Annotated in this window: 29 protein-coding genes; 10 read left to right on the forward strand and 19 right to left on the reverse strand. The window is 50.1% G+C overall.

From position 1 onward, the window contains the following. Nucleotides 1–12: 12 nt before the first annotated feature. Complete coding sequence (locus ACKFKF_RS10455) at nucleotides 13–867, reverse strand: hypothetical protein (RefSeq protein WP_446861332.1); 855 nt, start codon at nucleotides 865–867, stop codon at nucleotides 13–15. An 87-nt stretch (nucleotides 868–954) separates the two neighbouring features. Continuing rightward, nucleotides 955–1,548: a DUF1517 domain-containing protein gene (locus ACKFKF_RS10460; RefSeq protein WP_446867664.1), complete on the reverse strand. Its 594-nt coding sequence runs from the start codon at nucleotides 1,546–1,548 to the stop codon at nucleotides 955–957. A 221-nt stretch (nucleotides 1,549–1,769) separates the two neighbouring features. Between ACKFKF_RS10460 and ACKFKF_RS10465 the strand changes: the two genes are divergently transcribed. Beyond that, nucleotides 1,770–1,916 (forward strand): hypothetical protein, encoded by a 147-nt coding sequence (locus ACKFKF_RS10465; RefSeq protein WP_446867665.1) that lies wholly within the window; start codon nucleotides 1,770–1,772, stop codon nucleotides 1,914–1,916. 129 nt (nucleotides 1,917–2,045) lie between these two features. On the opposite strand, the gene ACKFKF_RS10470 is transcribed toward ACKFKF_RS10465, so the two are convergent. Further along, entirely contained in the window at nucleotides 2,046–3,629 is a 1,584-nt protein-coding gene (locus ACKFKF_RS10470) for a pentapeptide repeat-containing protein (protein WP_446867666.1), read from the reverse strand. 113 nt (nucleotides 3,630–3,742) lie between these two features. On the opposite strand from ACKFKF_RS10470, the gene ACKFKF_RS10475 reads away from it, so the two are divergent. Then, entirely contained in the window at nucleotides 3,743–4,582 is an 840-nt protein-coding gene (locus ACKFKF_RS10475; RefSeq protein ID WP_446867667.1) for a prephenate/arogenate dehydrogenase, read from the forward strand. Between the two features lie 22 nt (nucleotides 4,583–4,604). Here ACKFKF_RS10475 and ACKFKF_RS10480 read toward each other — a convergent pair whose 3' ends face one another. Next, nucleotides 4,605–5,048: a hypothetical protein gene (locus ACKFKF_RS10480; protein ID WP_446867668.1), complete on the reverse strand. Its 444-nt coding sequence runs from the start codon at nucleotides 5,046–5,048 to the stop codon at nucleotides 4,605–4,607. 122 nt (nucleotides 5,049–5,170) lie between these two features. Next, nucleotides 5,171–5,710 (reverse strand): peroxiredoxin, encoded by a 540-nt coding sequence (locus ACKFKF_RS10485; protein ID WP_446867669.1) that lies wholly within the window; start codon nucleotides 5,708–5,710, stop codon nucleotides 5,171–5,173. A 95-nt stretch (nucleotides 5,711–5,805) separates the two neighbouring features. Between ACKFKF_RS10485 and ACKFKF_RS10490 the strand changes: the two genes are divergently transcribed. Beyond that, on the forward strand, nucleotides 5,806–5,991 hold the full coding sequence (locus ACKFKF_RS10490) for a DUF6888 family protein (protein WP_446861345.1): 186 nt from the start codon (nucleotides 5,806–5,808) through the stop codon (nucleotides 5,989–5,991). Next, nucleotides 5,981–6,205: a DUF6887 family protein gene (locus tag ACKFKF_RS10495; protein ID WP_446861340.1), complete on the forward strand. Its 225-nt coding sequence runs from the start codon at nucleotides 5,981–5,983 to the stop codon at nucleotides 6,203–6,205. The genes ACKFKF_RS10490 and ACKFKF_RS10495 overlap by 11 nt, the downstream gene beginning before the upstream one ends. 155 nt (nucleotides 6,206–6,360) lie before the next feature. Here the strand turns inward: ACKFKF_RS10495 and recG are convergent, their stop codons facing one another. From recG to ACKFKF_RS10510, 3 genes are read right to left on the reverse strand one after another with little or no spacing between them, the layout of a single operon-like run. Beyond that, entirely contained in the window at nucleotides 6,361–8,817 is a 2,457-nt protein-coding gene (recG, locus tag ACKFKF_RS10500) for an ATP-dependent DNA helicase RecG (RefSeq protein ID WP_446867670.1), read from the reverse strand. A gap of 24 nt (nucleotides 8,818–8,841) precedes the next feature. Then, nucleotides 8,842–9,318, reverse strand: coding sequence for an NUDIX hydrolase (locus tag ACKFKF_RS10505; protein WP_446867671.1), 477 nt, complete (start codon nucleotides 9,316–9,318; stop codon nucleotides 8,842–8,844). Next, complete coding sequence (locus ACKFKF_RS10510; protein ID WP_446867672.1) at nucleotides 9,315–9,722, reverse strand: hypothetical protein; 408 nt, start codon at nucleotides 9,720–9,722, stop codon at nucleotides 9,315–9,317. Before ACKFKF_RS10510 ends, ACKFKF_RS10505 begins: the two co-directional genes overlap by 4 nt. Before the next feature lie 215 nt (nucleotides 9,723–9,937). On the opposite strand from ACKFKF_RS10510, the gene folD reads away from it, so the two are divergent. The 3 genes from folD to ACKFKF_RS10525 all read left to right on the forward strand — a co-directional run bounded on the left by folD (nucleotide 9,938) and on the right by ACKFKF_RS10525 (nucleotide 12,362). Next, nucleotides 9,938–10,792: a bifunctional methylenetetrahydrofolate dehydrogenase/methenyltetrahydrofolate cyclohydrolase FolD gene (gene folD / locus ACKFKF_RS10515; protein ID WP_446860604.1), complete on the forward strand. Its 855-nt coding sequence runs from the start codon at nucleotides 9,938–9,940 to the stop codon at nucleotides 10,790–10,792. A gap of 101 nt (nucleotides 10,793–10,893) precedes the next feature. Next, nucleotides 10,894–11,820 (forward strand): geranylgeranyl diphosphate synthase CrtE, encoded by a 927-nt coding sequence (crtE, locus tag ACKFKF_RS10520; protein ID WP_446867673.1) that lies wholly within the window; start codon nucleotides 10,894–10,896, stop codon nucleotides 11,818–11,820. 77 nt (nucleotides 11,821–11,897) lie between these two features. Continuing rightward, the gene (locus ACKFKF_RS10525; RefSeq protein ID WP_446867674.1) at nucleotides 11,898–12,362 is read left to right on the forward strand and encodes a divergent PAP2 family protein; all 465 of its coding nucleotides are present in this window, start codon (nucleotides 11,898–11,900) and stop codon (nucleotides 12,360–12,362) included. 16 nt (nucleotides 12,363–12,378) lie between these two features. Here the strand turns inward: ACKFKF_RS10525 and ACKFKF_RS10530 are convergent, their stop codons facing one another. From ACKFKF_RS10530 to ACKFKF_RS10550, 5 genes are all read right to left on the reverse strand, one after another. Next, entirely contained in the window at nucleotides 12,379–13,047 is a 669-nt protein-coding gene (locus ACKFKF_RS10530; RefSeq protein ID WP_446860607.1) for a hypothetical protein, read from the reverse strand. 138 nt (nucleotides 13,048–13,185) lie between these two features. Then, nucleotides 13,186–13,512 (reverse strand): MgPME-cyclase complex family protein, encoded by a 327-nt coding sequence (locus tag ACKFKF_RS10535; RefSeq protein WP_446860608.1) that lies wholly within the window; start codon nucleotides 13,510–13,512, stop codon nucleotides 13,186–13,188. 90 nt (nucleotides 13,513–13,602) lie between these two features. Continuing rightward, entirely contained in the window at nucleotides 13,603–14,325 is a 723-nt protein-coding gene (locus tag ACKFKF_RS10540) for a pyridoxine 5'-phosphate synthase (protein ID WP_446867675.1), read from the reverse strand. 174 nt (nucleotides 14,326–14,499) lie between these two features. Continuing rightward, a complete protein-coding gene (locus ACKFKF_RS10545) occupies nucleotides 14,500–15,177 on the reverse strand; it encodes a LabA-like NYN domain-containing protein (RefSeq protein WP_446860610.1) in 678 nt (225 codons plus the stop codon). A 223-nt stretch (nucleotides 15,178–15,400) separates the two neighbouring features. Next, a complete protein-coding gene (locus ACKFKF_RS10550; RefSeq protein ID WP_446867676.1) occupies nucleotides 15,401–17,404 on the reverse strand; it encodes an amylo-alpha-1,6-glucosidase in 2,004 nt (667 codons plus the stop codon). 387 nt (nucleotides 17,405–17,791) lie between these two features. Between ACKFKF_RS10550 and ACKFKF_RS10555 the strand changes: the two genes are divergently transcribed. Then, nucleotides 17,792–18,211 carry a hypothetical protein gene (locus ACKFKF_RS10555; RefSeq protein ID WP_446860612.1) on the forward strand — a complete coding sequence of 140 codons (420 nt, stop codon included), beginning with the start codon at nucleotides 17,792–17,794 and terminating at the stop codon, nucleotides 18,209–18,211. Nucleotides 18,212–18,297: 86 nt separating this feature from the next. Here ACKFKF_RS10555 and ACKFKF_RS10560 read toward each other — a convergent pair whose 3' ends face one another. After that, entirely contained in the window at nucleotides 18,298–19,584 is a 1,287-nt protein-coding gene (locus ACKFKF_RS10560; protein ID WP_446867677.1) for a Glu/Leu/Phe/Val family dehydrogenase, read from the reverse strand. 139 nt (nucleotides 19,585–19,723) lie between these two features. Between ACKFKF_RS10560 and ACKFKF_RS10565 the strand changes: the two genes are divergently transcribed. Then, a complete protein-coding gene (locus ACKFKF_RS10565) occupies nucleotides 19,724–20,323 on the forward strand; it encodes a DUF4126 domain-containing protein (protein ID WP_446860614.1) in 600 nt (199 codons plus the stop codon). A 364-nt stretch (nucleotides 20,324–20,687) separates the two neighbouring features. On the opposite strand, the gene argJ is transcribed toward ACKFKF_RS10565, so the two are convergent. Beyond that, nucleotides 20,688–21,929 carry a bifunctional ornithine acetyltransferase/N-acetylglutamate synthase gene (argJ, locus tag ACKFKF_RS10570; RefSeq protein ID WP_446867678.1) on the reverse strand — a complete coding sequence of 414 codons (1,242 nt, stop codon included), beginning with the start codon at nucleotides 21,927–21,929 and terminating at the stop codon, nucleotides 20,688–20,690. A 422-nt stretch (nucleotides 21,930–22,351) separates the two neighbouring features. Beyond that, nucleotides 22,352–23,143 carry an alpha/beta hydrolase gene (locus ACKFKF_RS10575; protein WP_446867679.1) on the reverse strand — a complete coding sequence of 264 codons (792 nt, stop codon included), beginning with the start codon at nucleotides 23,141–23,143 and terminating at the stop codon, nucleotides 22,352–22,354. Nucleotides 23,144–23,328: 185 nt separating this feature from the next. Here ACKFKF_RS10575 and ACKFKF_RS10580 point away from each other — a divergent pair, with 185 nt between their 5' ends. Next, the gene (locus tag ACKFKF_RS10580; RefSeq protein ID WP_446867680.1) at nucleotides 23,329–24,357 is read left to right on the forward strand and encodes a CHAD domain-containing protein; all 1,029 of its coding nucleotides are present in this window, start codon (nucleotides 23,329–23,331) and stop codon (nucleotides 24,355–24,357) included. Nucleotides 24,358–24,365: 8 nt separating this feature from the next. Here ACKFKF_RS10580 and map read toward each other — a convergent pair whose 3' ends face one another. The 3 genes from map to ACKFKF_RS10595 all read right to left on the reverse strand — a co-directional run bounded on the left by map (nucleotide 24,366) and on the right by ACKFKF_RS10595 (nucleotide 25,988). After that, entirely contained in the window at nucleotides 24,366–25,127 is a 762-nt protein-coding gene (map, locus tag ACKFKF_RS10585; protein WP_446867681.1) for a type I methionyl aminopeptidase, read from the reverse strand. A gap of 118 nt (nucleotides 25,128–25,245) precedes the next feature. Beyond that, a complete protein-coding gene (locus tag ACKFKF_RS10590; RefSeq protein WP_446867682.1) occupies nucleotides 25,246–25,662 on the reverse strand; it encodes a hypothetical protein in 417 nt (138 codons plus the stop codon). Nucleotides 25,663–25,709: 47 nt separating this feature from the next. Further along, on the reverse strand, nucleotides 25,710–25,988 hold the full coding sequence (locus tag ACKFKF_RS10595; RefSeq protein ID WP_446867683.1) for a hypothetical protein: 279 nt from the start codon (nucleotides 25,986–25,988) through the stop codon (nucleotides 25,710–25,712). Between the last annotated feature and the right edge of the window lie 18 nt (nucleotides 25,989–26,006).

A 26,006-nucleotide genomic window follows, 5' to 3' on the forward strand; every position in this document is an offset into this window, starting at 1 on the left:
CTCATCCCTCTCCTACCGTCTTCTACCACCCACACGCGATCGACCACTACCAAACGAGCTAGGGCGATTGACTCGACTGGGGGTTGAGCCATTAGAGCGGCGTAGAGTGCTGGAACCATACCCCGATCCGGTGGGGCGATCGTTTCTCACAGCAGGGCGACGAACTGTAGGATTGCTGTAGCCTGGAGAATTGATCCGTCCAGTAGAACGAAAGGCTTGACGGTTTCTCACAGCGGCCGGAGGAGCCTGATAGCGCTGTTGATAGCGGTTGACTGCTTGGTTGTAGCTGCTTCCATAACCACCAAACCCACTGAGAGGAATACCGGGTTGATAAACGGGCGGCACATAATATTGAGGCCGAAACAGGAGGCTACCGATCGCTTGACCTGCCAAAGCTCCCGCAAAAGGTGTCCAAAAACTTGGCTCTTGACGCACCACGACTGTCTGACGCTCACCCGTTTGAGGATTGGTCACATTCTCGGTGACATTGTGGACATACTCAATTTTGAAGTCTTCAGGAATGTGCAGCGAGGCTTGATTATTCTCAACCTTGAGGTAGCCTTTTTGTCCCGCTTTGATTTCTTCGGGGGTCAGTTGGGCTAGAGGCAAATTGGTCGTCCTAAAAGCGGAAGGTGTGCCAGGAGGCGTGTCTCTTAGTAAAACCGTATACTCGCCATCAGCGTCATTGTAGGTTGCCTGCTGAAGCGGATACTGACCATTAGGAAGTTTGGTTTCTCCATTGCGCGTCTCGGTCGCACGATTGGCTTGGGGACTGGATTGGGGATCACTGAGACTAGGACTGCCGCAGCCGATCGTCGTCCAACACAGAGCCAGAGACATCGAGAGAACTAAAAAACGTCGGGACATAGACCGAATCCGATTAATAAAGGGTTGTGAGTTCATGGGCTGATAACAAAAGTTTAATAGAGCAACCTTTAACAGAAAGTGTGGCGGTTACAGGGGAATTAATTCTGGAAAAAACTCTAAAAGCTGGTCAGATGTGAGTTCTTCTCCAAGGCTGGCGGGTGAAAAGTGAACCTGAACCGCTCGGAGGCGCTCCTGATAGTGCAGATTGATCAGGGCTTTGAGTCCAGTTCCCAGGGCGCTGATGCTGGCAAGGTCGGTTTCTAAATCGGGGACTTCTCCTTCGCTGGCGATCGTAATCATGACGACCAGGTTCTGCGTCACCGGAAGCGCCAAATCATCCGCAGCCTCGTTTGTCAATTCTGGGGCACTCATGTAACGCTGGGCAGAGTCGGTAAACAACTCATTTACATAGTCGCCTGCTTCTCCCTCGCTCCAAAACACATCGCCTTCGTTGGCTGCTGATTGCCAGTAGGTCTGATATTGCAACAGGCTTTGACAGAGTTCGACCAGTCCTTCGCCCAGGGTTTGCATATCGCCTTCTGACTCTACTGCGTCTCGCGCGGCTTGATTGAGAACGCCCAACAGCGGAGCGACTTCTTTGCCCGCCAAGTGAATGAATAGACGGCAGACCACAAAGCGAGTCTTACCACTAAATTGATTAAAGCGATCGCGTAGACTCATCCACCTCACCCCGCTTGAAATAAAAGAGTTTACTCAGAACATTCTTCTACTGTACTAATTCGCGGTGCAGACCATATCCGTCGTAGGGTAGCGAATACCGATCCAAAATGGAGAGATGTTTTAGAAGTCTTCAGATCGGTCTATGATCGCCACGATCGCGCCATTGAGCCTTCTCAAGATGCAGTTCGCACTACCTTTTACATTTCAGGTGACTCCTTCTCATGGGCTTTTCTCAAGTCAAGCAACTGTTATTGGGCAAAACGCTTCCTACTAGTGCCTATGCAGAAGAACGGTTAAGCAACTCAGCAGCGTGGGCAGTCCTTTCGTCAGATGCGCTTTCAACGGTCGCTTATGCCGCTCGACTCTAATTGTTTTGGTTGCAGCAGGCACGGGCGCGTCGGTATTGGGTTGGTCATTGGTCTTAAAGTCCCCCAGAATTGGCAGCTTGGGGACAGAAGCGCCAAACAACGAAGCGTAGAAACCCCATCGAATTCACGTCAATCTCGATTTCCGGATTGATGAAATCCTTTGATGAAGCCGATCGCTTGCTCGACACTGGGTAACTCAAACTTTCTCACAGGCGGCAGATTTAGACTTGGCTCTGTTTTGGAGGAGGGAATGGAGTGCTTGCCAAACTGGGGATTGTGATAGATCGTCAGGGCTTGATTGTTGGAGTTGAGTAGGGTAATTTTGGTCGGAGATTGGAAGAAGGGGATTTTTTTGATGGCGATCGGGATCGATTGCAAAAGTTTTACGCTGTCTACCTGCTGGGTTTGCTGACTCAAGCGAGTTACGAGTTTTTGAAACTGCCGCAGAATGCTTGACCCGTTACTCGAACCGTTACCCAAACCGTTGTGCATCTCTTGCGTCGGGATTTGCTGCATCAACTCCAAAATATTTTTCTGAACAAACTTGGCATCATCAAACGGAAATATCGCAACGTAGGCAGCAATGAAGAGTTGTTCGTCTCGCTCTAGCTCAAAGGTTAGCGTCGTGCGACGGCGGCGAACAGTCAGATTGGGGGGAGGGGTCAAAGCGCCACACTGTCGAGCAATTTGTTCATATGTAACGGCCAACCCACAGTGACCATCGGTGTCGAGGCGATCGTCCACCACAATCTGCACCGTCGGCGGTGTTTCATTAAAATATTCGCGACAGTCATCGGTCAAAAATTGGTAGACCCGACTCTGATCGCCATTCAAACTCAGATCGATCCAGCGGCAAGTCGCCCCCTCGGTCTTGACTCCATAAGGCGGAACGGCGTGTAATTTAACCCCCGTCATCATCGAACCACTCAAATCGGCCCCGGCCCAATCAGCCCCCGCCAAATTTGCCCGCGTTAAGTCCACATGTACCAGGGTTGCATCCAGCAAAATGGCATGACTGAGATCGGCTCCCGTCAAATTTGCGCCACTGAGCTTTGTCCCGCTTAAATCGGCCCACCGCAAATCTGCCCCGCTCAAATCAGCCCACCGTAAATTTGCCCCTGATAAATTTGCGCCTTGAAGGTTGGCTCGGCTCAGATTGGTTTGTCTGAGTTCGGACTGAGTGAGGTCTACGCCCGTCAGATCAGCACCACTGAGATCACTGCTCGTCAGATTTGCCTGCTCTAGATTGGCGGAGGTTAAAACGGCATGGCGCAAGTCGGCCCGACTCAAATTTGCGTGACTCAGGTTGGCGTATCGCAGTTTGGTGTCTCTCAGGTCTGCATTGCTGAGATTGGCTCCTTTGAGGGTGGCTCCGCTCAATTCGGCTCGTGTCAGTTCGGCTTTGATCAATTGGGCGCTTGTCAGGTCTGCTCCCGTCAGGTCTGCCAGCGTCAGGTTTGCCACGTTAAGATTTGCGCCCGTGAGGTTGGCTCTGCTGAGATTAGTGCCGTTGAGTTTGGCGACGCTGAGGTTGGCTTGACTGAGGTTGGTTTGGCTGAGATTTGCACCCGTAAAATTGACAATACTCAGGTCGGCGCGACTGAGATCCGCTCCACTCAGGTTGACTCCACTGAGGTTGGCTTCTCGGAGATTGAGGGTAGAAAACGCCCTTGACCCTGCACCATACTTTTCAAGAACTTCCTCAGCTTTCATTCAGATTCTCTTTGACCAAATATCCGAAAATTTGCGGTTTAGCTGGAGTTAACGTACCCAGATCCAAATCAGAATTAGCCTGTATAACGGGGTGGGAAATCGTATCTTCATTTATGAAAATCGGCATTGTAGGATTGGGTTTGATTGGGGGATCGCTGGGGTTAGATCTGCGATCGCAGGGTCACGAAGTTTTGGGAGTCAGCCGTCAAGAACGAACCTGTCAGGTTGCCGTAACGCGAGGAGCGGTGGATGATGCGGGAGTAGACCTTAAATTTTTAGCAGACACGGACGTGATTTTCCTCTGTACACCGTTAGCCCATCTTTACACCACGGTTACACAGTTGATTCCGTATCTTTCTCTGAACACAGTATTAACCGATGTGGGGTCAGTCAAACAATCTGTTGTTCAGGACATCTCGCCGCTGTGGAAAAATTTTGTAGGCGGACACCCTATGGCAGGCACCGCAGAAAGTGGCATCGAAGCGGCCCAGCACGGACTATTTGCCCGAAGTCCTTACGTTCTCACGCCAACTGAAACCACGCCCCCAGATGCGATCGCTCTAGTCGAATCGATCATCAAACCTTTGCAAGTCCGTCTCTATCACTGCTCACCTGCGGATCACGATCGGGCGGTCGCCTGGATTTCTCACCTGCCTGTGATGGTCAGCGCCAGTTTGATTGCAGCCTGCACCAGCGAGTCAGATTCCAGCGCATTGAAACTCGCCCAAACATTGGCAAGTTCTGGGTTTCGGGATACCAGTCGCGTGGGGGGCGGCAATCCAGAATTGGGGGTGATGATGGCTCAGTACAATACGGTTGAAGTGCTGCGATCGATCTCCGTTTATCGAGACAAGCTGGATCAGATTATTGGAACGATCGAGCAGGAAAATTGGGCGGCTTTAGAGGAAATTCTTAGTCAGAGTCAGCGCGATCGACCCAAATTCGTAGACTAAATTCGTAGCTTGAATTTGTAGGCTAATCTTCTGGGGGGCGCATGGCTTCTCGTGCCAAGACTGCTAATCCTGCAACGCCAAGACTGATGAACCAGACATATTGATACCAAAAGGCTTGAATCTGAGCAACGGCTGACAATTCGGGGTGCAGATTAGACAGATAGACGAGTAAAAACATCATCATCAATCCGCTAAACCCGGTGAAGGTCAAGCCTGCCATAATGCGAGCGGGTTTGAGTTCTGCGTCGGTGATGGTGTCGAGGTCAACCTTGGCCAGTTCGTCCAAAAACTCGTCGGCGGCTTGCGAAGTTTCTCCCAAATTCATCGCGGTTTCGGAGGGGAGGAGGGGGGCGATCGTTTCCACAGTTTTGAGGCGCAGCGATCGTTCGGTGTCTCGCAATCTTACCAATGGCGATGGGGTGGGTTCGGCAAATTCCAGCCGCTCTTTTGGGTTTTGGGACGACATGGGCAGAGGGAGGGAGGAGGGAAGAGGGAGGAGGGAAGAGGGAAGAGGGAAGAGGGAAGAGGGAGGAGGGAAGAGGGAGGAGACCTTTACAGATTGTGGCAAAAATTCTGGGCGATCGCTTCTCAGCCTTTCTGGAGTTCGTCTAGTTTAGCCAGGACTTCGCGGCTGTGGACGATCGGATTTACGCCTGTGAAGGTGGCTTTGAGGGTGCCTGCGGGATCGATGATGAAGGTGTGACGCGATGAGACAACGCCCATCCAAGAGCCGTAAGCTTTGCTGGTTGCGCCTGTAGTGTCGGCCAAAAGCGGAAATTTTAGCCCTTCAGAATCGCAAAAATCGGCGTGAGAATCGACATCATCGGCACTGATACCCAAAATTTGAGTGTTGCGATCGAGATACTTCGGTAAATCTTGCTGAAATTTTTTGGCTTCGATCGTGCAGCCTGATGTGAAATCTTTGGGGTAAAAGTAGGCGACGATCCATTTGCCTCGATAGTCTGCCAGCGAAATCTGACCGTCTCCGGTATTTGTGGGCAGCGCAAACTCTGGAGCAGGCTCGTTAATCGACGGAAGTTTGCCCCCCATTGCCAGCGCAGAAGGCACCACAGCCAGCAAAATGAGACAGCAGGAAAAGAGGAGAGTGAGGAGCGATCGACGGTTCATAGTTATATAAATAAGAGAACTTAACACAAGTTTACATCTGTACCGAGACGATCAGAACCAGAGAAAATGATTGTGTCAAAATTGAGGAGCGAACCATTTTACCGACTGCTGAACAGAACTTTACCAGCGTCTACATTTGTCAGATGCTGTCAAACTACTTCAAAAACATTGAAGTCTTTCGATTTAATCAGCTTACAGGTGAGATTTATATCTTCGCAGGTGAAGAACTTCAAATCATTATTCCCCGTGATGGACAGTGGAGGTTTGTTAATGAAGCCTAATTACGATGCGATGTCCTGGAAAGAGTTGAGAGCTTACATTCTCCAAAACCGACATGACTTGGACGCGATGGAAGCTTTCTTTGCTCGGCGCAGTCCTGATTCAGAAGCAACCTGGTTTTCTCCACCTAAAACGTTAGAAGAATGGAAGCAACAAGAGGAAGTATTCAAGGTAGAGCTTGAAAAGCAATTGAAAAAACAGAGAGATACGCCCTAATCAAAACAGAGGGACGCGATCGAATCCTTTTTTTCTCGGCGCAGTCCTGATTCGGAAGCTGTTTTATTTCATCCTCCAAAAACCGAAGAGGAATGGCATCAGCAGCTTGAAATGATTCGCCCAATTCTTGAGAAGAAACCAAAACAGGCTTAACTTTAAGTCAAAATTGCGCCACCCATTAGGCGCTGATATCGATAGTTCAATTCGGCTTTCATGGCGGGGAAACGATCGAGGCTGGGGTCTTTGGCGATCGCTTTTTCGGCGGCTTCTCGTGCCACTTCTAGAACGTCTTGATCTTCGACTAAACTGGCTAAAGCAAAATCTGGTAGCCCTGATTGACGCATTCCCAACACTTCACCGGGCCCGCGAAATCGCATATCCATCTCAGAAATAAAGAAGCCGTCTTGAGACTGTTCTAATACATTTAATCGCTGTCTTGCCGTCTCTGCTTTAGAACTGCTCATTAACAAACAGAACGACTGAGATCCCCCTCGACCGACTCGCCCTCGAAGCTGGTGTAATTGTGACAATCCGAATCGTTCGGCGTGTTCGATCAGCATGACGGTAGCGTTGGGAACGTCTACCCCGACTTCGACGACGGTGGTTGAGACGAGAATTTGAGTTTCGTTGTCGCGAAATTTGGTGATCGATTCGTCTTTTTCGGCTGAGGTCATGCGTCCGTGCAGCAAGCCGACTTTGAATTCGGGAAAGACTTTTTCTTGAAGTTCTTGATGCTCTTCGATCGCCGACTTCAAATCCAATTTTTCAGACTCTTCGACCAGCGGTAAGACGACGTAAACCTGGCGACCCTGAGCAATTTCTCGCCGGATCAAATCGTAGGCATGTGGGCGATCGCGTCCCATCAGCGCAGTGGTCTGAATCGCCTTGCGGCCGGGAGGTAATTCGTCAATCTGGCTCACATCCAAATCGCCGTGCAGGGTCAAGGCCAACGTGCGAGGAATGGGAGTCGCCGTCATGGTCAAAACGTGGGGATGCTCGCCTTTTTGCTGGAGTCGGGCGCGTTGTTGAACGCCAAATCGATGCTGCTCGTCAATCACACACAGGCCCAATCGCTGAAAGTTCACAGTGTCCTGAATCAGGGCGTGAGTCCCCACCAAAAGCGGCAACTGTCCCGTTTCGAGTTGGGCATGAATTTCGCGACGTTTGACGGCCTTGGTCGAACCTGTCAGCAACTCCACAGGCAGATTGAGTAAATTGAACCAGCCAACCAATTTTCGGTAATGCTGTTCTGACAAAACTTCAGTCGGTGCCATGAATGCGGCTTGATAGCCTGCCTCGATCGCCGCCAAAATCGCCACCACCGCTACGACCGTTTTTCCCGATCCGACATCGCCCTGAACTAATCGATTCATCGCACTGGGCTTTTGCAAATCATTCAGAATATCGTTGATGACTCGCTGCTGTGCGCCTGTAAATTGGAAGGGCAAACTCTCCGTAAATCGGTGAATCAGTTCGCCTTGGGGAGCCAGAATCGCGCTTTTCTGAATCTGCTGCTGTTCTTGTCGTCGCTTGAGCAGACCGAGTTGCAGATAGAAAAATTCGTCAAACACCAACCGCCGTCGAGCCGCCGCCAGCTTCTCGCTGTCAGGGGGAAAGTGAATGTGAGCGATCGCTTCCGCTAATCCAATCAACTGATAGTGATCAAGCAGTCCGGGAGGCAGCGCTTCTTGAAGTTTGGAAACGGCTGGAAGTGAGGCGACGACTGTTTTTCTGACCAGATCAGCACCCACCCCTTCGGTCAGCGAATAAATAGGAATGATCCGCCCGACTGTCAGGGAATCAATCGCATCGCCTGAGTGATCCAAAATTTCCAAATCCGGATCTTCGAGCGTTTTACCAAACTTGGTTTCTTTGACCAGACCGGATGCAGCGATCGCGGCCCCGACAGGAAACTGGCGCTTTTGTTGTTCTTGCCAGCCTCGATTGCTGTAACGCGCTCCCGCAAAAAATCGGCTGATCTTCATCTGACCTGTGCTGTCACGAATCACAAGTTCGACGATCGTCAGCTTACTGTTGCGCGGACTGGTAAAACAGCTACAGCTTTTGATCGTTCCCACCAACGTCACCGTCTCGCCGACCTGCAATTCTCGGATGCTCACCTGACGCGCATAGTCCACATGGTCACGCGGGTAGTAATACAGCACATCCCGCACCGTGTACAGCCCCAACTTCGCCAGTTTCTCGGCATTTTTTGGGCCAATTCCGGGCAGATACGTTAATTTTTGGTCGAGAGAAAGATCGCGATTAACTTCCGCAACCGGAGCCGTTTTGGGCGTTTTGATCGGGGGTTTTGGGTCTGGTGAATGGGAAGATTCTGCCGTTTTGCTGTGAGTGGTGTCTTTGTGAACTTGATACAGAAATCGTCTGGTCTCAGCCACCAAATGCTGTCGTTCAGAAAAAGATAGATCGGCGTAACCTGCAAACTTTTGGGCAATTTCTTGACACTTTTGGCGATCGACAGACAGATCTGCCGCAGGTTCACTCAAGTTGAGGCGCAAAAATTCATTGAAGTGGTAACGATTCCCCTCCAGGTTATTGAATCCATGCTCCGCCTCAACTGCAAGAGCCTTTTGCAACTTCACCAGATCCATCGAATTAGACAATTTGTACTACTTTTAATCTGCCTGCTCGATGAAGTCTAACAAAATTCGCTGCGCCCCTTGAGTCAACGGTCGAATCTGCTGCGCCCGATCGCTATACCGTTCCCCTCGCCGAATCTCTTCGCGAGTCAGTAGCTGCATGTCCCAGCCTTCCATCAGCGTCAACTCTGACAACTCCACCTTGAGCGGCGCATAAAATACATAGCGAATCACCTTCTCATCGACATAGCAGCCAAACCGCTGAACGATCGGCATTACATAATTGATCTCTTCGACTACTTCCCGCTGGACGGCGATTTCGGGTGTTTCTCCGGGTTCCAAGTGTCCGCCAAACATGCCCCAATGAGCGGGATAGACGATATTGGGCACATCATCGCGTAGCTGCATTAGAAATTGATTTTCACAGTGTTGATTCTCACGAGTAAGAATGGCGATCGCGACCTGGACGCGAGTTTCATCTGGTGCGGCTGCAAAGTCGTCAATCCGATTCATGAAGTTTTACCCACAGAAACGACCTCAACGGCTCCCTGTTGCTCAAGATAGACCGTGCCCGACTCCCGACCGTCTAGCAGAATACTCTGATAGCGAACTTTTCCAGTCACTTTCACCTCAGTCGCCACTGGCAGCTTTTCTTTTGTCACAACCCAAATCTTCCCCGTCGCATCTTGAAGCTCAAAAGCCCGTTGACCCAGGAGCGGCGCTTGAGCGACAATTTTGCCCTGCAACCGCACCGTATAATTCGTTTTACCCTTTTGAATCTCACTGATCTTGGTCGTACCAAAATCCAACACAGAAAACACCGCCCCCGGTTGAACTGGCTCAGACGCTTGAGGAGACCCACAACCCACCAAAAAAACCAGCCCAACACAAGAGAAGACCGAGAAGAGCGATCGCATAACCCCCACCGCCTCAAATGGTTTAACTCACAATCCGGGACATCTACAATCAAAGCTGGCGATCGAATCGCCACACCCAAAGTCAAATCCAGCAACCCATTACAAGGTAGTCCAAATCTGCCAAACTGAGCGGAAGATCACCCGCATTCAGCCAAACCTCCCAATTCTAAGTTCATCCCTCATCCCTCATCCCTCATCCCTCATCCCTCATCCCCATGATTCTCCTCGACGGTAAAGCCCTCGCCCAAAAAATGCAGACCGAGTTAGCCCAACAGGTGCAAACCCTGCAAGCTCAAAATCGTCCTCCCGGTTTGGCTGTACTGATGGTCGGAGACAATCCCGCCAGCGCCGCCTATGTGCGAAACAAAGAACGCGCCTGTGCAGCCGTGGGGATCGCCTCGTTTGGCAAACACTTTCCGATCGAGACGACTCAAGCAGAATTAGCGCAAACGATCGGAGAATTAAACCAGGACGATCGCGTCGATGGCATTCTGGTACAACTGCCGCTACCCGATCACCTCGATAGTGTCGCTCTGCTCAATCAAATCAATCCCGACAAAGACGCAGACGGGTTGCATCCCTTTAATCTAGGGCGACTGCTGCGCGGCGAACCGGGGCTGAGAAGCTGTACACCCGCCGGCGTGATGAAGCTGCTCGAAGAATATCAAATTGATTGTAAAGGCAAACAAGCGGTCGTCATTGGGCGTAGTATTTTGGTGGGGAAACCCATTGCACTCATGTTGTTGGAGGCGGATGCGACGGTGACGATCGCCCATTCTCGCTCTCATGACCTGACGGCGATCGCCCAAAGTGCTGACATTTTGATCGCAGCAGTCGGTCGGCAAAACCTGGTCACAGCCGAAATGGTCAAACCGGGAGCCGTGGTGGTCGATGTGGGGATCAATCGCGTAACTGACGCGACGGGCAAAAGTCGTCTGGTTGGAGATGTCGATTTTGATGCGGTGCAGCAGGTCGCAGGATACTTAACGCCTGTTCCGGGTGGGGTGGGTGCGATGACTGTTACCATGCTGTTGCACAATACAGTGTGGAGCTATTCGCAAAAGCTTTGAGGGTTGAGAACTAAAAACTAATTTTCACCTTTCTCATTTTTATAAAATCTCTAATGCAAAATTTGCCCAATGGGAAGCAAGGCTCAGTAGGAGGGACTCTAATGGTGGTGACGGACGGAACACAGTTTTCTAAACAAGCGCCTCAGTTTGATCTGCGGGCTTATCTCGCGGCAAGACAAAAAAAGGTAGAAGCGGCCCTCGATCGCTCGCTTCCGATCGTCTACCCTGAGCAGATCTACGAAGCGATGCGCTACTCTCTGCTGGCCGGTGGAAAGCGGCTACGGCCGATCCTCTGTCTAGCAACGTGCGAATTGGCAGGAGGAACGATCGATATGGCGATGCCAACCGCCTGCGCGTTAGAAATGATTCACACGATGTCGCTGATTCATGACGATTTGCCTGCGATGGATGATGACGACTATCGGCGGGGCAAATTGACCAACCACAAAGTTTTTGGCGAAGCGGTGGCGATTTTGGCGGGCGATGGGCTGCTGGCTTACGCTTTTGAGCATATTGCGGAAGAAACTCAGAACGTGCCTGCCGATCGTCTCGTCAAAGTCATTGCTCGATTGGGGCGGGCCGTCGGGGCTGCGGGGCTGGTCGGCGGACAGGCCGTTGACCTCCATTGTGAAGGCGTTTGTGATGTCAAGATTGAGACGCTCAATTTCATCCACGCCCACAAAACGGCCGCTTTACTCGAAGCTTCGGTGGTCAGTGGCGCTATTTTAGCCGGGGCCTCCGAAACAGATGTTCAGAAATTGACTCGATATTCTCAAGCGATCGGACTAGCCTTTCAAATCGTCGATGATGTCTTAGATATCACGTCCACTCAAGAAGAATTGGGCAAATCAGTCGGCAAAGATCTGCGCGCTCAAAAAGCTACCTATCCCAGCTTTTGGGGCATCGACGAATCCAAAAAGCAAGCCCAACAACTCGTCGAACAGGCCAAGTCAGACGTATCAGGATTTGGCGATCGCGCCCTACCTCTGATGGCGATCGCGGACTTTATCACCGCCCGAACCCACTAAGAACTACCGATAAAAAGTGCCGATTCAAACCAACTGAACAACCCACCAAACCCTTTCATCCCTCATCCCTCCCCCCTATGCAGGACTTTGGCACCATTTTAGACAACCGAGTGCTGCTGATCGCTCTCGTCGCGTGTTTGATTGCTCAGGCTACAAAGCTATTGGTTGAGTTAGTCGTCAATCAGAAGGTTAACTTGAAGGTTTTGGTCGAAAGTGGTGGAATGCCCAGTTCTCATGCGGCGTTGGTAGCAGCGCTAGCGGCAGGAGTCGGGCAGACATCGGGATGGGCCAGCAGTGAGTTTGCGATCGCCACCGTGTTTGCCATTATCGTCATGTATGATGCGGCGGGTGTGAGACGGGCAGCCGGAAAGCAGGCACAAATTCTCAACCAGATGATCGACGAATTCTTTCAGGGCGAACATCAATTTACTGAAGAACGGCTCAAAGAACTGCTCGGACACACGCCCGTTCAGGTGATTGTCGGCTCGATTTTGGGAATTGCGATTTCTTGTGTCGCCGAGTTTGTCTTTAATCTAAAGTAAATAATTTGAAGTAAAGCTATCTGCCGCCGATCGCAGGCACACTCACCGCAGATCTCAAAAGGGTGACGCGACGGCTATCGACAACCATCGCCCAAAAGCCGCGATCGCTGAGTTTCTGTAAAGTTGAGTTAGCGATCGCCTGATCCGTCGTTTGAATGGCTAACAGATAGGGACGCTGACCATAAGAGACCAGACCCACTTCTTTGCTCAATGCCTGCTGGACTTGCCCCGCCAATTCTGGACGATCAAAGTAACTGACCAAGACGGCATATCCAGTCCCAAGCGGTTGAGGGTTGTAGGTCGATGGATCAGAGGCTTTGGCCGACAGAGGTGCAGGTTCGGGGGGGCGAGTCGCTGTCGGAGTCTGAGTTGAGCGGGCGACAAAGGCTTGGAGTCCAACGGTTTGGGTGAGGTATTGGGCCCACGAGTTAGCCGTCTCAACCGAACTAAAGCCACTCACACGAGTCACCACATTTTCCAGGTAGTTACAGACCGTCGCATCTGCATTGTTGGGCAACACACTCCGGACTTTGGACTGGGTTTCTGAAGTTTTGTTGAGAACCAATAACAGATACTCGCCGGACTTGGGGGGCTGACACTGAGGATAGGAGGTCTGCGCCATCGTGCTTGTGGCAGTCATCGCCAACCCTGCAACTGTGAGAAATACCTGTAACGATCGAGTCATAGTGAGTTTTGACTTTTGGATTCTAGATTTTAGACGGTCTCAGGCGATTTGTTTCAAATTTAGTCGGACGGGTTTGAGTGATTTTACCGATGAGCTTCTATCTAATCTCTAAAATCTAATCTCTAAAATCCGAAGCGCCTATGAGACAGAAGACAGTGACGCAAGCGGTTGAGGAATGGTTTCTGAAGCCTCAAACTGCCCGGTGATCACGTATTCTAATCGCAGTTTTAGCCAGGTGATGAATTGAGGATTGGTAGACACGATCGCCGCTGCGGGTTGGGGACAGCCAGCTTTGACGGATGCCAATTCGGGCGCTTCCAAAAAGGCAGGCTGACGAATTAGCCAAAAATCAATTTCCTTTTCGTTTTCTCGATAGTTGCGAGTTCGCTCTTTGATCACTTCTGCGATCGGTTCTTCGTCGATGAGAAATTTCTCGCTGGCCAAAACGTAATAGTAAGTCGTCATTTGCTTAAATTTGTAGCTTGGAGGGCAAAAGGATGAGTTGGGCGGTTTGAGTGTGAGGTTCAACGAATCTCTAAGCCAAGATCTTCATGTTCAAAGTTCTCCTCGAATCGCTTGTTTCATCTCGCGCACGGCTCGTTCTAACCCGACCAGGGCGGCCCGGCTGATGATCGTGTGTCCAATATTCAATTCTTCCATGCCTGGGAGACCTGCGATCGCAAAAACATTCCAATAAGTCAAACCGTGTCCCGCATTCACGCGCAGGCCAGCGGCGATCGCTTGTTCACAGCCTTTGGCTAAGAGTTCTAATTCTTTTTGGCGATCGGACTCGCTGTGAGCTTCGGCATACTGTCCGGTGTGGAGTTCGATAAATTTTGCGCCTGTGGCGGCGGAGGCTGCAATCTGGTGAGAATCTGCATCAATGAATAAACTGACCGGAATGTGAGCGTCTTGGAGTTGGGCGACGACTTGCTGCATACGATCGCACTGCCCTGCAATGTCTAATCCGCCTTCGGTCGTGACTTCTTGACGCTTTTCGGGGACGAGGGTGACGTAATCGGGTTTGATATCGAGGGCGATCGCCACCATTTCATCGGTCGCTGCCATTTCTAGATTGAGATGAGTTCTCACCGTTTGACGCAACAGCCGTACATCCCGGTCTTGAATGTGGCGACGGTCTTCGCGCAGATGAACGGTGATGCCATCGGCCCCGGCTAGTTCTGCGAGGACGGCGGCCGCAACGGGGTCAGGCTCTACAGTGCGTCGTGCTTGACGAATAGTGGCGATGTGGTCAATGTTAACGCCGAGAGTAGGCAATTTCTTTTCTCCAAAAGGCTCGATCTTGATTTTAGTGCATCTACGATCGTAGCTAAAACGATCAATTCAAGTCACTCTTAAAGTCTCCCAAAATTGGCAGCTTGGGGGGCAGAAGCCGTCAACACCGAAGCCGCGTCCATCAAATTCACATTAATAAACAAGAGCAAATCGAACTCAATCACGACGAATATTTAGCCAGGTGGGTGACTGAGATTCGCGACCCCTGGAGGGTAACTCGGAGAGATCGCTTTCCTCTCGCTGAACTTGGTCTTTGATGGTTGCCAGATCGGTGTAGAGGTCAGACACATTGATCAAGCTGTCACTGGTCATTGAGTAAAGGCTCACCACCTCGACCCGCACGCCCCGATAACTAACCGAATTGACTGCATAAGCGAGATCTCCATCTCCACTAAGCAAAACGATCGTGTCACAACAACCTGACAACCTCAACATATCGACCGCCATTTCAACATCCAAATTAGCCTTACGAGTGCCATCTGGAAACTGAATTAACTCTTTAGCAACGACGCGATATCCGTTGCGGCTCATCCAGAGTAAAAATCCCTGTTGTTTTTCGTTACTGCGATCGACTCCGGTGTAAAAGTAAGCCCGTACCAGTCGCCGCCCCCCAACTAAAAATTGCAGAAGTTTTGCATAATCGATGCCAACACTCAAGACCGATGCTGCATAAAACAGATTAGAGCCATCGACCAACACCACCACGCGGTCGTGCTCCTGAGAGGCATTCGTCACCCTGCTAGAAGCCGCTACTTCTGGCTCAAACGGCTCATTCCAATGATCTAAGTTAGGCAAGTGACGCTCTCTCTGAGGTCTGGGAATGAGTCCCGACATAACAGCCTCCGGGTGAATGAGTTTGCGGATTGCTCCTGGTTTTGGGGCGATCAAGCTCAAGTAAAACGATGGGAAAGGCTCTCTACCGCGCAGTGATTCAAAAGCAGAAGAATTTAAGATTTCTTTTAGTTTTTAACATGATTTCCTGACAATTGACTTGAGTTGATCAACCCAGCAATCACTCTTGATTTATCGCAACATTTTTGGATGAAATGAAACTTGGTTAGAAGTCTGTGCATTCGTCTAAGCAGCGTAAAAGTTCGGCAATGGTGCCGACATGGGCGATCGCTCCTCTCGGTAGATGCGGTGCATCGCCATCAAACAATTCTGAAATCGCGCCCAAACAAACCTGCTGCTCTAGATGAGTCTGCAACGGCTGCCAATCAAATGGCAGGGGACAATCCGCATAAAAATGATTCCATGCCCGCAAAAAAGGACTGAGTAACCAACTCCAAACTGTGCCCTGATGGTAAGCCAATTCTCGCGTCCAGACCGCGCCTTCATAGCGTCCTTGATAATTGGGATCAGTGGGGTCAAGCGTTCGTAAGCCATAGGGAGTCAGGAGTCGATCGCGGGCCACCTGCAAAATCTGTCTTGCCTGGTCTGAAGAAAACGCACAGTGATGAAGCGACAGGGCCAAAACTGCATTGGGTCGAAGGGTTGGGTCGCTGCGATCGTCTGGGGTGATCACGTCAAATAGATAGCTGCGATCAGCATTCCAAAATCGCTGAAGAGACTGCTTTACCTGACTGGCTTGATCGGCATAGCGACGGGCTTGGTTGACGAGGGCAGCATTGGTGGTATCCGATTGACTCAAAGCCGTAGCCCACTGAGTGGCCCAACACAACGCAGAATACCAGAGCGCATTCACTTCGATCGGTTTGCCTCGACGGGGAGTGACGGGTCGATCGTGGACGCGGGCATCCATCCAGGTGAGGGCGATCGTGGCATCATCCCAAATCACCAGTCCATCGGAGGCATCAATGCGAATGTTGTAAAGCGTCCCGGCTGTAAAAGATTTGTAGATTTGTTTGACTACGCCGTACTGTTGAGTGAGAAAGTCCCAATCTTGGCTGGCTTCTAGATAGAGTCCGAGCATTTCGATCCACCAGAGTGAGGTGTCGATGCTGTTGTAGATGGGCTTTCCGTCAGGTTCGGCAAAGCCATTGGGAATCAGCCCTTGATAGCAGTATTGTCCGAGTGTTTTTAATAGCGATCGCGCCAGTGAATAGCGTTGTGTCGTCAGGGCTAATCCAGGAAGTGAGATTAAGGTAAAGCGTCCGATATCTCTAAACCAGGGGTAACCCGAAATGAGCGTTGGCGTTCCGGTTGTGCTTCTAAAGGCGACAAAGCGATCGCTCGTTTCTAATAGTTTTTTCTGAAAGTTTGATGAGGCTGTGTCAGTCAAGGGTGCAATCCGATCGGTTTGTTGTTGGAGTTCGCGATCAAACGTTTCGCTGGTGAGCTTTAGTGATTCGGCTGTCAATCCTACGCTTGCTTCTAATGTGATCATTTCTCCGGCGTGCAGTCTGGTTGAAATGTATCCTGGACTATAGAGATCTTCGCAATCATTTAAACCGCGTTGAGTTTCTTCGGGATAGTGAAAATTCCAGTACCAAACGCTGTCAGGCTGATATTGTCCTTGACTCCAGCAAAGTTGCCACGGGGTTCCGACTTGACCCGGCCGCATCGATTGCAAACTCAGATGGTGTGGCTCGACCAGTTGAGAAAAGCTCAGATCAGGGGATTGGTGTTGCTGTTGATGAAGGGGGCGATCGCCGATCAAAGGACGCAATCTCAAAACCGCTGCTTTTTGCCCCTGATAGCGATATTGCATCAACACACGATGACTAAACTCAGGTAAACCAGACGCTTCTTGATCCTGCTTTTGTAACCCGTAGGGCATGAGAATCTGACGAGTCAATGCCCAGTCATCTTGTTGCCAAACCCAGGTCGGCACCGGATCAGGCGAGAACGATCGCAGCATTTCCCCTTTTGGAGACACCGTACCGTCATGCCAAAAGTTTGTCCCCAGTGAGAAGACAAATCCAGCGATTTCTAGACTGGCATCAATGTGAGAAAGCAGTAGCGTGCAGCGATCGGGGGGATCAAGCGCCGCCATCAACCACCCATGATAGGTGCGAGTACGCGCATCACAAATGGTGCCACTGGCAAAGCTGCCTAGCCCGTTAGTGAGTAGCCATTCTCGAATGTCGAGGTCGTTCATGGGGATGGGGTTAGGAAGCTTCTACTCAAAACTAATATCGTGTTTTCATCTCAGATAGCGTAATCTTTTTTAGCCTTCACGATGTTTTCATTAGAAACCTCCGAGAACTTTGGTCGTCTTAAGAAATAAAGGAATGTGCGTTAGGCTCTAATGCTGTTTTGTCTAAGTCTGAAGTCCAAAATCTGAAGTCCAAAATCTGAAGTTCAGAGTCCAGAGTCTAAAGTCCGCAGCATCAAAGTATGAACTGGTATGAAAACCCTGATTGTGTAAAGGCTTGGCGCTCCTTCCCCGTGACACTTCACAAACAGTAACAACTCGGCTCTTAAGGACTTTCGTGGCTTGCGATACTAAATCTATTAAGTCTCGTCTCTGTTGGGGGTGAAATCGATGAAACTATCTCGTTGGGCAACAATTCCGACTGCGCTGGCCGCTGTTTTGGCAATAGGAAATCTTGCAGTGAGTCAAACAGTTGCGATCGCTCCAAACTCGCAAACCATGACCCTGAATGGAACTTCTGGCGGCCCTAAAAAAGATGCAAGCTGTGCAGGGTTTATTAACAATACGCCCAATCACGTTATCCAGGTGACGGCTGATGCCAATCTTCGCTTTAGCCTTCAGGGATCAGGCGAACCGACGCTACTAATTACCGGATCGCAAGGGCAAAACTTCTGTGTGCAAGCTGATAGCCTATCGGGTGGCAAAATCGAAATTCCAGGACGCTGGACAAAAGGAAAGTATCAAGTCTATGTGGGCGATCGTGCCCAGGGACGCAATCCTTACACCTTGTCGATCGCACCTCAAAATTAAACGGGACTCTGGACTTTAGACTCCAGGCAGAACAGCATTTGATGTCCTATGTCTTGAGTCTATTGCCTTTAGTGGGCGTTGTATCTTTAGTGGGCGTTGTAGTAGAGGCGGGTACCTTTGGCATCGATCGCTTCTCCTAGTCGATTTAAAGCGTGAACGTAGGCGGCCGTCCGCATGGGGATGGAGTGGGTGTGCGCGATAGTCCAGATTTGTTCTGTCTCGTCGATCATTTTGCGCTGAAGGCTCTGGTTGACTTCGCCGATCGTCCAGTACATGCCGCTGCGGTTTTGCACCCATTCAAAGTAGCTGACGGTTACGCCTCCTGCATTGATCAAAATGTCAGGAAAGACATAAATTCCCTTAGCTTCAAGAATGGGATCGGCGGCAGAGGTGATCGGCCCGTTGGCCACTTCAAAAATTAGTTTGGCTTTGACTGCGGGAGCGTTTGTTTCTGTAATCTGCTTTTCTAAGGCAGCAGGAATCAGAATATCCACGTCTAACGCCAACAGTTCTTCATTGGTAATCACCTCGTGATCCACAATGTTGCAGACCGTCCCTTCACAATAAACGGCTTTCATTGCACGAGTCGAATCTTTGAACTGGCGCACACTGGGAATATCTAACCCATTTTTGGCATAGATTCCGCCTTGAGAATCGCTGACCGCCACCACCTTGTAGCCCGCTTTGAATAGCAAGTCCGCCAGCGTCCCTCCCGCATTGCCAAACCCTTGAACAGCGACGGTTGTGGTTTGTGGAACGCGATCGAACTTCGGCAAAATTGCTTCAATCGCATAAAACGCCCCCATCGCCGTCGCCGCTTCCCGTCCTAGACTGCCTCCCATTGCGATCGGCTTGCCCGTCACCACGCCGGGACTAAGCTGCCGCTTGATAATGCTGTATTGATCCATCATCCAGCCCATAACCATCGCGTTGGTGTAGACATCGGGAGCCAGAATATCGACATCGGGGCCAATAAAGTCAGCGATCGCGTCAATATACCCCCGGCTCAACCGCTCCAATTCAAGTCGAGACAACGCTTTGGGGTTGACCGTAATGCCCCCTTTTGCGCCCCCAAACGGCAAACTCAACGCCGCACACTTAAACGTCATCCAAAACGATAGAGACTGCACCTCATCGAGCGAAACGTTGGGATGATAGCGCACGCCTCCCTTACCTGGCCCGCGAGCGTCATCATAACGAACCCGATAACCTTGAAACACCTTCAGCGACCCATCATCCATTCGCACCGGAATCGAAACCGTAAGGCTGGCTTTGGGAAATTTGAGCGACTCGATCGTATCCTCAGAAACCGAAGTGTACTTTAGTGCCCGTTCTAACTGTCGAGCCGCATCCGATAAGAGAGAATCTGCCATAACTGTTATTTTTCCGGCTTATCTAGAAAGCAAATGCAAAGATAGATGAGGTTCCTTCATGATGAAGAAACGATTCCTGAAGTTCGTCGCCCCCAAACGGCTTTAACTGTCTGCCCCTCTTGATAACCCTTCTTAGCCCATGATTGAACTTCTCCTGGCCGTTCTCTCTGCGTCGGCGGCCGCAGGAATGAGAATTGCCCTACCGCTGCTGGTCATTGGTCTCGTCTTTGGAGGAGAGTTGTGGTCGCGGGTGCCCATTTTGTCTCGTCTGTCGCCGCCGATCGTGCTGGGTGTGCTGGTCAGTTGGTCGCTGTTGGAAATCTTCGCATCAAAGAATCGCGTTGGACAGCGATCGCTACAAATCGTTCAACTTTTGCTCAGTCCGATGGTGGGGGCAATGATGGGAATGGCGATCGCCCAGGCAACAGATGTTCCCGGCTGGTTGTCTAATCTGTTGGGGGCAGTGGGAGGCTTGCTGGCGCTAGTCTTACAACTGGTGCAGGTTGGCTGGTTTTACCGTTTGAGCGGTTTACCTTTGTGGATTATTTTTTTCCAAGATATTCTGTGTGTCGCGCTGGTACTATTTGCCTTTGATGCGCCCCGCCAAGGGGGAATTATTGCCCTACTGTTACTCTGGTTAGCGATTCGCAGCTCCAAAAATTGGCAGCGCTGGTATCGTCAGCAAGCGCAACCAGGACAAAAGGGCAATCCTCGGCGGTATTTGCAAGACCCGGATTAGGAGGGAAGAGGGAGGAGGGAGGAGGGAGGAATTGGTCTTGCTAGTCTGTAGGATGAAGATTCACCGTGGGCTTAGTTCCTTGATGTGTCTCTCAAGTTCTTTAGGAGTTTTTGGAGAGATTGTGTCGATCGCTTGCCCTAAAATGTCAGGCTGAAGCGAAGGAGTTCGTTGAACTGAGCCTAAATTTACATTGAATTCAACAATTCCAAAGAATTCTGAGTCTTAACGTCAATTCACCTTTCTCATCCCTCATCCCTCCTCGCGAAGCGGAACGAAGTTCTCCCTCATCCCTCATCCCTCCTCCCTCATCCCTCATCCCTCATCGCGAAGCGGAACGAAGTTCTCCCTCATCCCTCATCCCTTCCTACGTCGTGTATTCTGCGTTGATCTTCACATAGTCGTAGCTAAGATCGCAGCCCCAAGCTTTGCCGCTTCCTGATCCGTTGCCGACACTGACTGAGATGAGAACGGTGTCTTCTTGCAGATAGGCCCCGGCGGCGGCTTGTTTGAGATACTCGCTGGCAGAAGGACGATCAAACATTTGAGGTTGTCCGTTTTGCATCATCAAAAAGTCGCCCAGCTTGATCTGAAGTTCGCTTTGCTCAAAGGGGATGCCTGCCCGTCCCGCAGCGGCCGAAATTCTCCCCCAGTTGGGATCGCGACCAAAAATTGCGGACTTGACGAGAGAAGACCCTGCGATCGTTTTGGCAATTTGCCGAGCACCATCATCGTCTGGGGCCCCCGAAACCTGCACCTCGATCAGACAGGTGGCACCTTCACCATCCCGCGCGATCGCTTTCGCTAAGTAGGTACACACTTCTGTCAACATCGCTTCTAGCTTGTCGGCATCGGCTCCCATTTCGGTAATAGCGGGAGTGCGAGACTGACCATTGGCCAGAGCAATCAGCGTGTCATTGGTGCTGGTGTCTCCATCAACGGTGATTTGATTGAAGCTGCGATCGGCGGCTCGACTCAGCATTTGTTGCCACAGTTGGGACGACACCGCCGCATCACAAGTGACAAAAGACAGCATCGTTGCCATATTGGGGTGAATCATGCCTGACCCTTTAGCAATGCCTCCCATCCGGACGGGACGATCGCCAATCATCGTTTCTAAAGCGATCGTTTTGGGGACTAAATCCGTCGTCATGATAGCTCTAGCGGTCGTCTCCGAACCCGTTTCGCTCAAGGTGGCAATTAGTTGGGGAATGCCCGATCGAATGGCATCCATTTTAATCCGCTGCCCGATCACGCCCGTCGAGGCCAGCAAGACTAAATCTGAGGAAATGTTTAAGGCTTGAGACACGAGTTGGGCAGATTCTAGCGCGTCGATCATGCCTTGAGTCCCGGTGGCGGCGTTGGCCTGTCCGGCGTTGCAGAGAATAGCGCGGGCGATCGACTTTGCCTGAAGGCGTTCTCGACAATAATCGACGACAGGCGCTCTCGTTTGGCTAGTGGTGAATACCCCGGCAGCGATCGCGTCTGCATCAGAGACAATCAGTGCTAAGTCAGGGAGACCGGACGGCTTGAGTCCTGCGGTGATGCCTGTCGATCGATATCCCTTGGGGGCTGTCACCCCACCCGAAACCTGCTGCCAATCTGCCATAATCCTATCTCCCTTCCCTTATCGAGCCATGAGAGCGGATTATATCAAGTCAAAGGGGTAGAGGATGATTTCAGAAAGCCGATAGATAAGAAAAAAGGGAGGGTCGCATCTCGCAACTCCCCCTGTCATCAGGGTGCATCTACTGAACACAGTATGTCACCTTTGGGGTGTAGGGTGAAACCCCTCAAGCAATTCTTTGTCAAAATTACATAATTTTCTCGCGAAAATTTCACAGAACAAATAAAAACCAGTGTTTTTTCGGTAGAAATTATGTGCTAGGTGCTATCTGAATTTCTAGATTGAGTGTAAATCTGCTCGTTTTATGGTAGCGCTTTCAAAAGAGGATGTTTCGGTCTGTGGCGATCGAGTTCCGCGACTGCAACCAGTTTTGAACTCATCCTAGGTCAACCAGGCATGTAACCCTAATTTAGACCTTGAGATTGGAGCCATTCTAAAATGATGTCTGCCGAAATCCTCCAATCTTCTCCCAACATTAGATTGTGAGAAAGGTCGCTTAGCAAGATAGGCTTTGTGTGGTGAATATTAGCAATCTTTGTACACTCCTTGTCTGGAACTAAGGGATCTTTTGTACCCTTAATGACTAATACCTGCTGAGGTTTTACAGGGCGATTAAACTTTAGAGACGTTAGCTCTTTTAACATTAAATATCCGGATTCAGATTGATTTACAATTTTCTGACTATATTGATTTCTTTCCTCTTCGGTTAGCTTGTTGGGTAGGAAAAAGCTTTGAATGACTTGTGAAGAATGCCACAAAACATCTGGGTTAGAAGTCAACAGCATTTGAATTGTTTTAGCAGGATAAAGGCGAAGAAAGCGAAGTCCTACGGCACGCAATCCTGACGGTGTACTTGTAGACATGATGACTGCGGCAGGCACAGAGTTTTTTTCAATATATTTTTGAACCAGCATCCCACCCAGTGAATGACCTACTAGAATGGTCGGTTTCTCAATTTTTTGTATTGTTCGATCGATATCTTCCAAATATTCACTAAAACTAACTTTTTGAGAGCTTGAGTCACTATTTCCATGTCCTCGCAAGTTGAGCGCGTAGGCAAAATATCCCGACTGAGCAAAATAATCTAGAAAATGTTCTTCCCAACACCATGCGCCATGATAGGCACCGTGAATAAATAGAACACTTTGGCCACTTTTGTTACCTTCAGGCGATCGGACAATCAGTTCAAGCTGCATCGCTAGTCTCACATATCCCTATTCTTGTCTTAAATACTAATAAACTCTAACTAATCAGTTCTAACTAATAAATTCTCCAATCAGTCTTTAATTCTCCCCTGTTTTTAAGGAGTTATCCCATTAGCAGGAAGATTAAGAGGTTAGCGTTCTCTTATCCTGTTAGATGATGATAGACACCGACAGCTATGAAGACAACCCTAGAGAAGCCAATGCAAAAGCCTGCTCAAGAGGAAACGCTAGAGAACTTTGCTTACCAGGCGATCGCTAAACATTTCAAAAAATTTGTCAAACACGAATTAGACGTTTTGCAAGACAAAGATCCAGAATATTTGCATCAAATGCGGGTGGGAATTCGACGGTTGCGGACGGCAATTCAAGTGTTTGGGTTTGCGATCGAGTTGCCCACAGCCGCCAGCGACCCCTTGCGGGTAACTCAAAGAGATCGTCGTCTTTCCAAAATTGCTCAAACCCTTGGAGCGGTTCGCGATCTGGATGTGTTGACCGCAGCGCTCGAAGCTCAACAGCAAACAGATTTGCCCAAAGCAGAACAGTCAAAATTGACCACGTTGCTCAAAAAGATGCACAAGCAGCGCAAACAGGATTTTGACCAGCTAAAACAGACCCTAAAAAGTAGTAAATACCAAGATCTCAAAGATGCCTTTGATCACTGGTTAGACAAGCCTAAATACGATGCGATCGCTCAACTGCCGATTCTAGAAGTGCTACCTGATCTATTGTTGCCGTTGATTAGCAAAACGCTGCTGCATCCTGCTTGGCTCGTCGGGGTCACCTTTGAAAATGGCAAAGCCACAGTTCCTCCACTACAGCCTGAGACGATCGGGCAATTTCTCAATCAACACAGCTCAACGCTGCACGATCTTCGCAAACAGATGAAGCGGGTACGCTATCAAACCGAACTGTTTGTCGATTTTTATGACGATCGCTACGCTGCTCAGGTTGACGAATTTAAGACCATTCAAGAAGTGTTGGGGCAGATTCAAGACAGCGCAGTGCTGCAAGATTATCTAGCGACTCAGCTACAGGTTTCTCTGACAGAGACTTGTCCGACGGTGGCTCGACATCTCGATCGCAATGTTGCTCATGCCTGCGAACAGTGGCAAACTCTGCAAAGTCACTATCTAGATGCAGAGTTTCGATCCAGTCTGCGACAGTTATGTAATGCTCCCCAGGTAGCAGGATCTACTTTCTCTTAGTTCAGCGTCTAGTTCTGCGTCAAAATTTCATACCCGGTTGCCGTGACGACGAGCGTATGTTCGCATTGGGCTGAGAGTTTACGATCTTTGGTGACGGCCGTCCATTTGTCTTTGAGAACTTCGACTTCCCAGGTGCCTTCGTTGATCATGGGTTCGATCGTAAAGACCATTCCGGGACGCAGCTTTTTACCCGTGCCGCGTTTGCCATAGTGAGGAATCTGAGGCGCGGTGTGAAAAATATTGCTGATGCCGTGACCCACAAAATCTCTCACTACGGAGAACCCTTGAGACTCTGCATATTCCTGAATGGCTGCCCCAATGTCGCCGATTTTTGCGCCAGGTCTGACCTGCTCGATCCCTAGATGACGGCATTTGTCGGTGACTTCGACGAGTCGTTTGGCCAAAGGGGACGGCTCGCCGACGAGGTACATTTTGGAGGTATCGCCGTGGTAGCCGTCGAGAATCAGGGTTACGTCGATATTGATAATGTCGCCGTCTTTGAGAATTTGTTTGGCGTTGGGGATGCCATGACAGACAACTTCATTGACGCTGGTGCAGATCGATTTGGGAAAGCCGTGATAGCCGAGGGGTGCGCTTTTGGCTCCGTGTGCCTGTGTCCAGCGTTCGGCTTCGTCATTGAGTTGCAGGGTCGTCACGCCGGGTTTGACGAGGGGTTCGAGGTGGTCGAGTAGCTGTGCGGCTAGGTGTCCGGCACGACGCATTTTGTCAATTTCGCGGCTAGAGAGGAGGGTGATGACTTCTTGTTCCATAGGAGTTATTTTAGCTTTGATAGTCGAGGACGGGTTGACCACCTGCCTGCGCCCGATCGACTTCTCTCAATTATCTAACGCGATGGGACCTCGATCGCTAAAATACTCGCCTCAAGGTTCAGAATTTCTCAGTAGCTGTCTGAAGGGGTTGGCTAAAATATTCCAGCAGCAACAAGCGAAGATGGTCGATCAACTCTGCGTACTGTCTGACGATCGGAAAGGCTGTATCAGAAAAGTACCAGGTTGCAAAGTCAGGATTTTCGAGCAGATTCGATCGCTTGAGATGTTCAATTACAGATTGCAGGTTGTCTAAAGGATAGTTTGTCAAGGCTTGTTCGGCATATCCTTGAACATCACCACTGTAAAGCTCAAGCAAACCCAAAATTGAGAATTCTTGCGTTTCTTCCCACTCGGCTAACGCTTGACGTTCAGCTTTCATGGTTTGGTAGTGACTGTCTAAGCGATCGGACATTTCTCGAATTTGCTTGAGTGCAGAATCACTCACTTTTGGCAGTACCGATTCTAGATTTTGCATACGCTAATCATTCTCGCCGTAGGTGACAATTTTGCCGTCTCGCTCAATCAAAACTGATTTCCTTTGTTCCAGCGAACCGCGCGATCGGGCAAGTCCTTTTTACGAGCGCCTTTTTTGTTGAAGCTGGCCGCTTTCCTTAAGTATCTTAGATAATCGTTTTGAAAACCATGTTTGTTGGCATGTCTGACAATGCTGGCTGCTACAGTCGGATAAGTGGCTTTGTCCCAAGCTGTCACTAAGCTTTCTATCTCTTCAATCTCAGTTTCTGTATAGCTGTTGAATAGAATGCTCTCGTAGGGGTCGAGATAGCTATCGTCTGAGGTCATAGAGATGTAAGCATTTGC

Source organism: Phormidesmis sp. 146-12, assembly GCF_052939495.1.

Bases quoted from the DNA above. Each gene is read 5' to 3' on its own strand.
- ACKFKF_RS10455 (WP_446861332.1), bottom strand. From the start codon at position 867: ATGTCCCGACGTTTTTTAGTTCTCTCGATGTCTCTGGCTCTGTGTTGG.
- ACKFKF_RS10460 (WP_446867664.1), bottom strand. From the start codon at position 1,548: ATGAGTCTACGCGATCGCTTTAATCAATTTAGTGGTAAGACTCGCTTT.
- ACKFKF_RS10465 (WP_446867665.1), top strand. From the start codon at position 1,770: ATGGGCTTTTCTCAAGTCAAGCAACTGTTATTGGGCAAAACGCTTCCT.
- ACKFKF_RS10470 (WP_446867666.1), bottom strand. From the start codon at position 3,629: ATGAAAGCTGAGGAAGTTCTTGAAAAGTATGGTGCAGGGTCAAGGGCG.
- ACKFKF_RS10475 (WP_446867667.1), top strand. From the start codon at position 3,743: ATGAAAATCGGCATTGTAGGATTGGGTTTGATTGGGGGATCGCTGGGG.
- ACKFKF_RS10480 (WP_446867668.1), bottom strand. From the start codon at position 5,048: ATGTCGTCCCAAAACCCAAAAGAGCGGCTGGAATTTGCCGAACCCACC.
- ACKFKF_RS10485 (WP_446867669.1), bottom strand. From the start codon at position 5,710: ATGAACCGTCGATCGCTCCTCACTCTCCTCTTTTCCTGCTGTCTCATT.
- ACKFKF_RS10495 (WP_446861340.1), top strand. From the start codon at position 5,981: ATGAAGCCTAATTACGATGCGATGTCCTGGAAAGAGTTGAGAGCTTAC.
- recG (WP_446867670.1), bottom strand. From the start codon at position 8,817: ATGGATCTGGTGAAGTTGCAAAAGGCTCTTGCAGTTGAGGCGGAGCAT.
- ACKFKF_RS10505 (WP_446867671.1), bottom strand. From the start codon at position 9,318: ATGAATCGGATTGACGACTTTGCAGCCGCACCAGATGAAACTCGCGTC.
- ACKFKF_RS10510 (WP_446867672.1), bottom strand. From the start codon at position 9,722: ATGCGATCGCTCTTCTCGGTCTTCTCTTGTGTTGGGCTGGTTTTTTTG.
- folD (WP_446860604.1), top strand. From the start codon at position 9,938: ATGATTCTCCTCGACGGTAAAGCCCTCGCCCAAAAAATGCAGACCGAG.
- crtE (WP_446867673.1), top strand. From the start codon at position 10,894: ATGGTGGTGACGGACGGAACACAGTTTTCTAAACAAGCGCCTCAGTTT.
- ACKFKF_RS10525 (WP_446867674.1), top strand. From the start codon at position 11,898: ATGCAGGACTTTGGCACCATTTTAGACAACCGAGTGCTGCTGATCGCT.
- ACKFKF_RS10530 (WP_446860607.1), bottom strand. From the start codon at position 13,047: ATGACTCGATCGTTACAGGTATTTCTCACAGTTGCAGGGTTGGCGATG.
- ACKFKF_RS10535 (WP_446860608.1), bottom strand. From the start codon at position 13,512: ATGACGACTTACTATTACGTTTTGGCCAGCGAGAAATTTCTCATCGAC.
- ACKFKF_RS10545 (WP_446860610.1), bottom strand. From the start codon at position 15,177: ATGTCGGGACTCATTCCCAGACCTCAGAGAGAGCGTCACTTGCCTAAC.
- ACKFKF_RS10550 (WP_446867676.1), bottom strand. From the start codon at position 17,404: ATGAACGACCTCGACATTCGAGAATGGCTACTCACTAACGGGCTAGGC.
- ACKFKF_RS10555 (WP_446860612.1), top strand. From the start codon at position 17,792: ATGAAACTATCTCGTTGGGCAACAATTCCGACTGCGCTGGCCGCTGTT.
- ACKFKF_RS10560 (WP_446867677.1), bottom strand. From the start codon at position 19,584: ATGGCAGATTCTCTCTTATCGGATGCGGCTCGACAGTTAGAACGGGCA.
- ACKFKF_RS10565 (WP_446860614.1), top strand. From the start codon at position 19,724: ATGATTGAACTTCTCCTGGCCGTTCTCTCTGCGTCGGCGGCCGCAGGA.
- argJ (WP_446867678.1), bottom strand. From the start codon at position 21,929: ATGGCAGATTGGCAGCAGGTTTCGGGTGGGGTGACAGCCCCCAAGGGA.
- ACKFKF_RS10575 (WP_446867679.1), bottom strand. From the start codon at position 23,143: ATGCAGCTTGAACTGATTGTCCGATCGCCTGAAGGTAACAAAAGTGGC.
- ACKFKF_RS10580 (WP_446867680.1), top strand. From the start codon at position 23,329: ATGAAGACAACCCTAGAGAAGCCAATGCAAAAGCCTGCTCAAGAGGAA.
- map (WP_446867681.1), bottom strand. From the start codon at position 25,127: ATGGAACAAGAAGTCATCACCCTCCTCTCTAGCCGCGAAATTGACAAA.
- ACKFKF_RS10590 (WP_446867682.1), bottom strand. From the start codon at position 25,662: ATGCAAAATCTAGAATCGGTACTGCCAAAAGTGAGTGATTCTGCACTC.
- ACKFKF_RS10595 (WP_446867683.1), bottom strand. From the start codon at position 25,988: ATGACCTCAGACGATAGCTATCTCGACCCCTACGAGAGCATTCTATTC.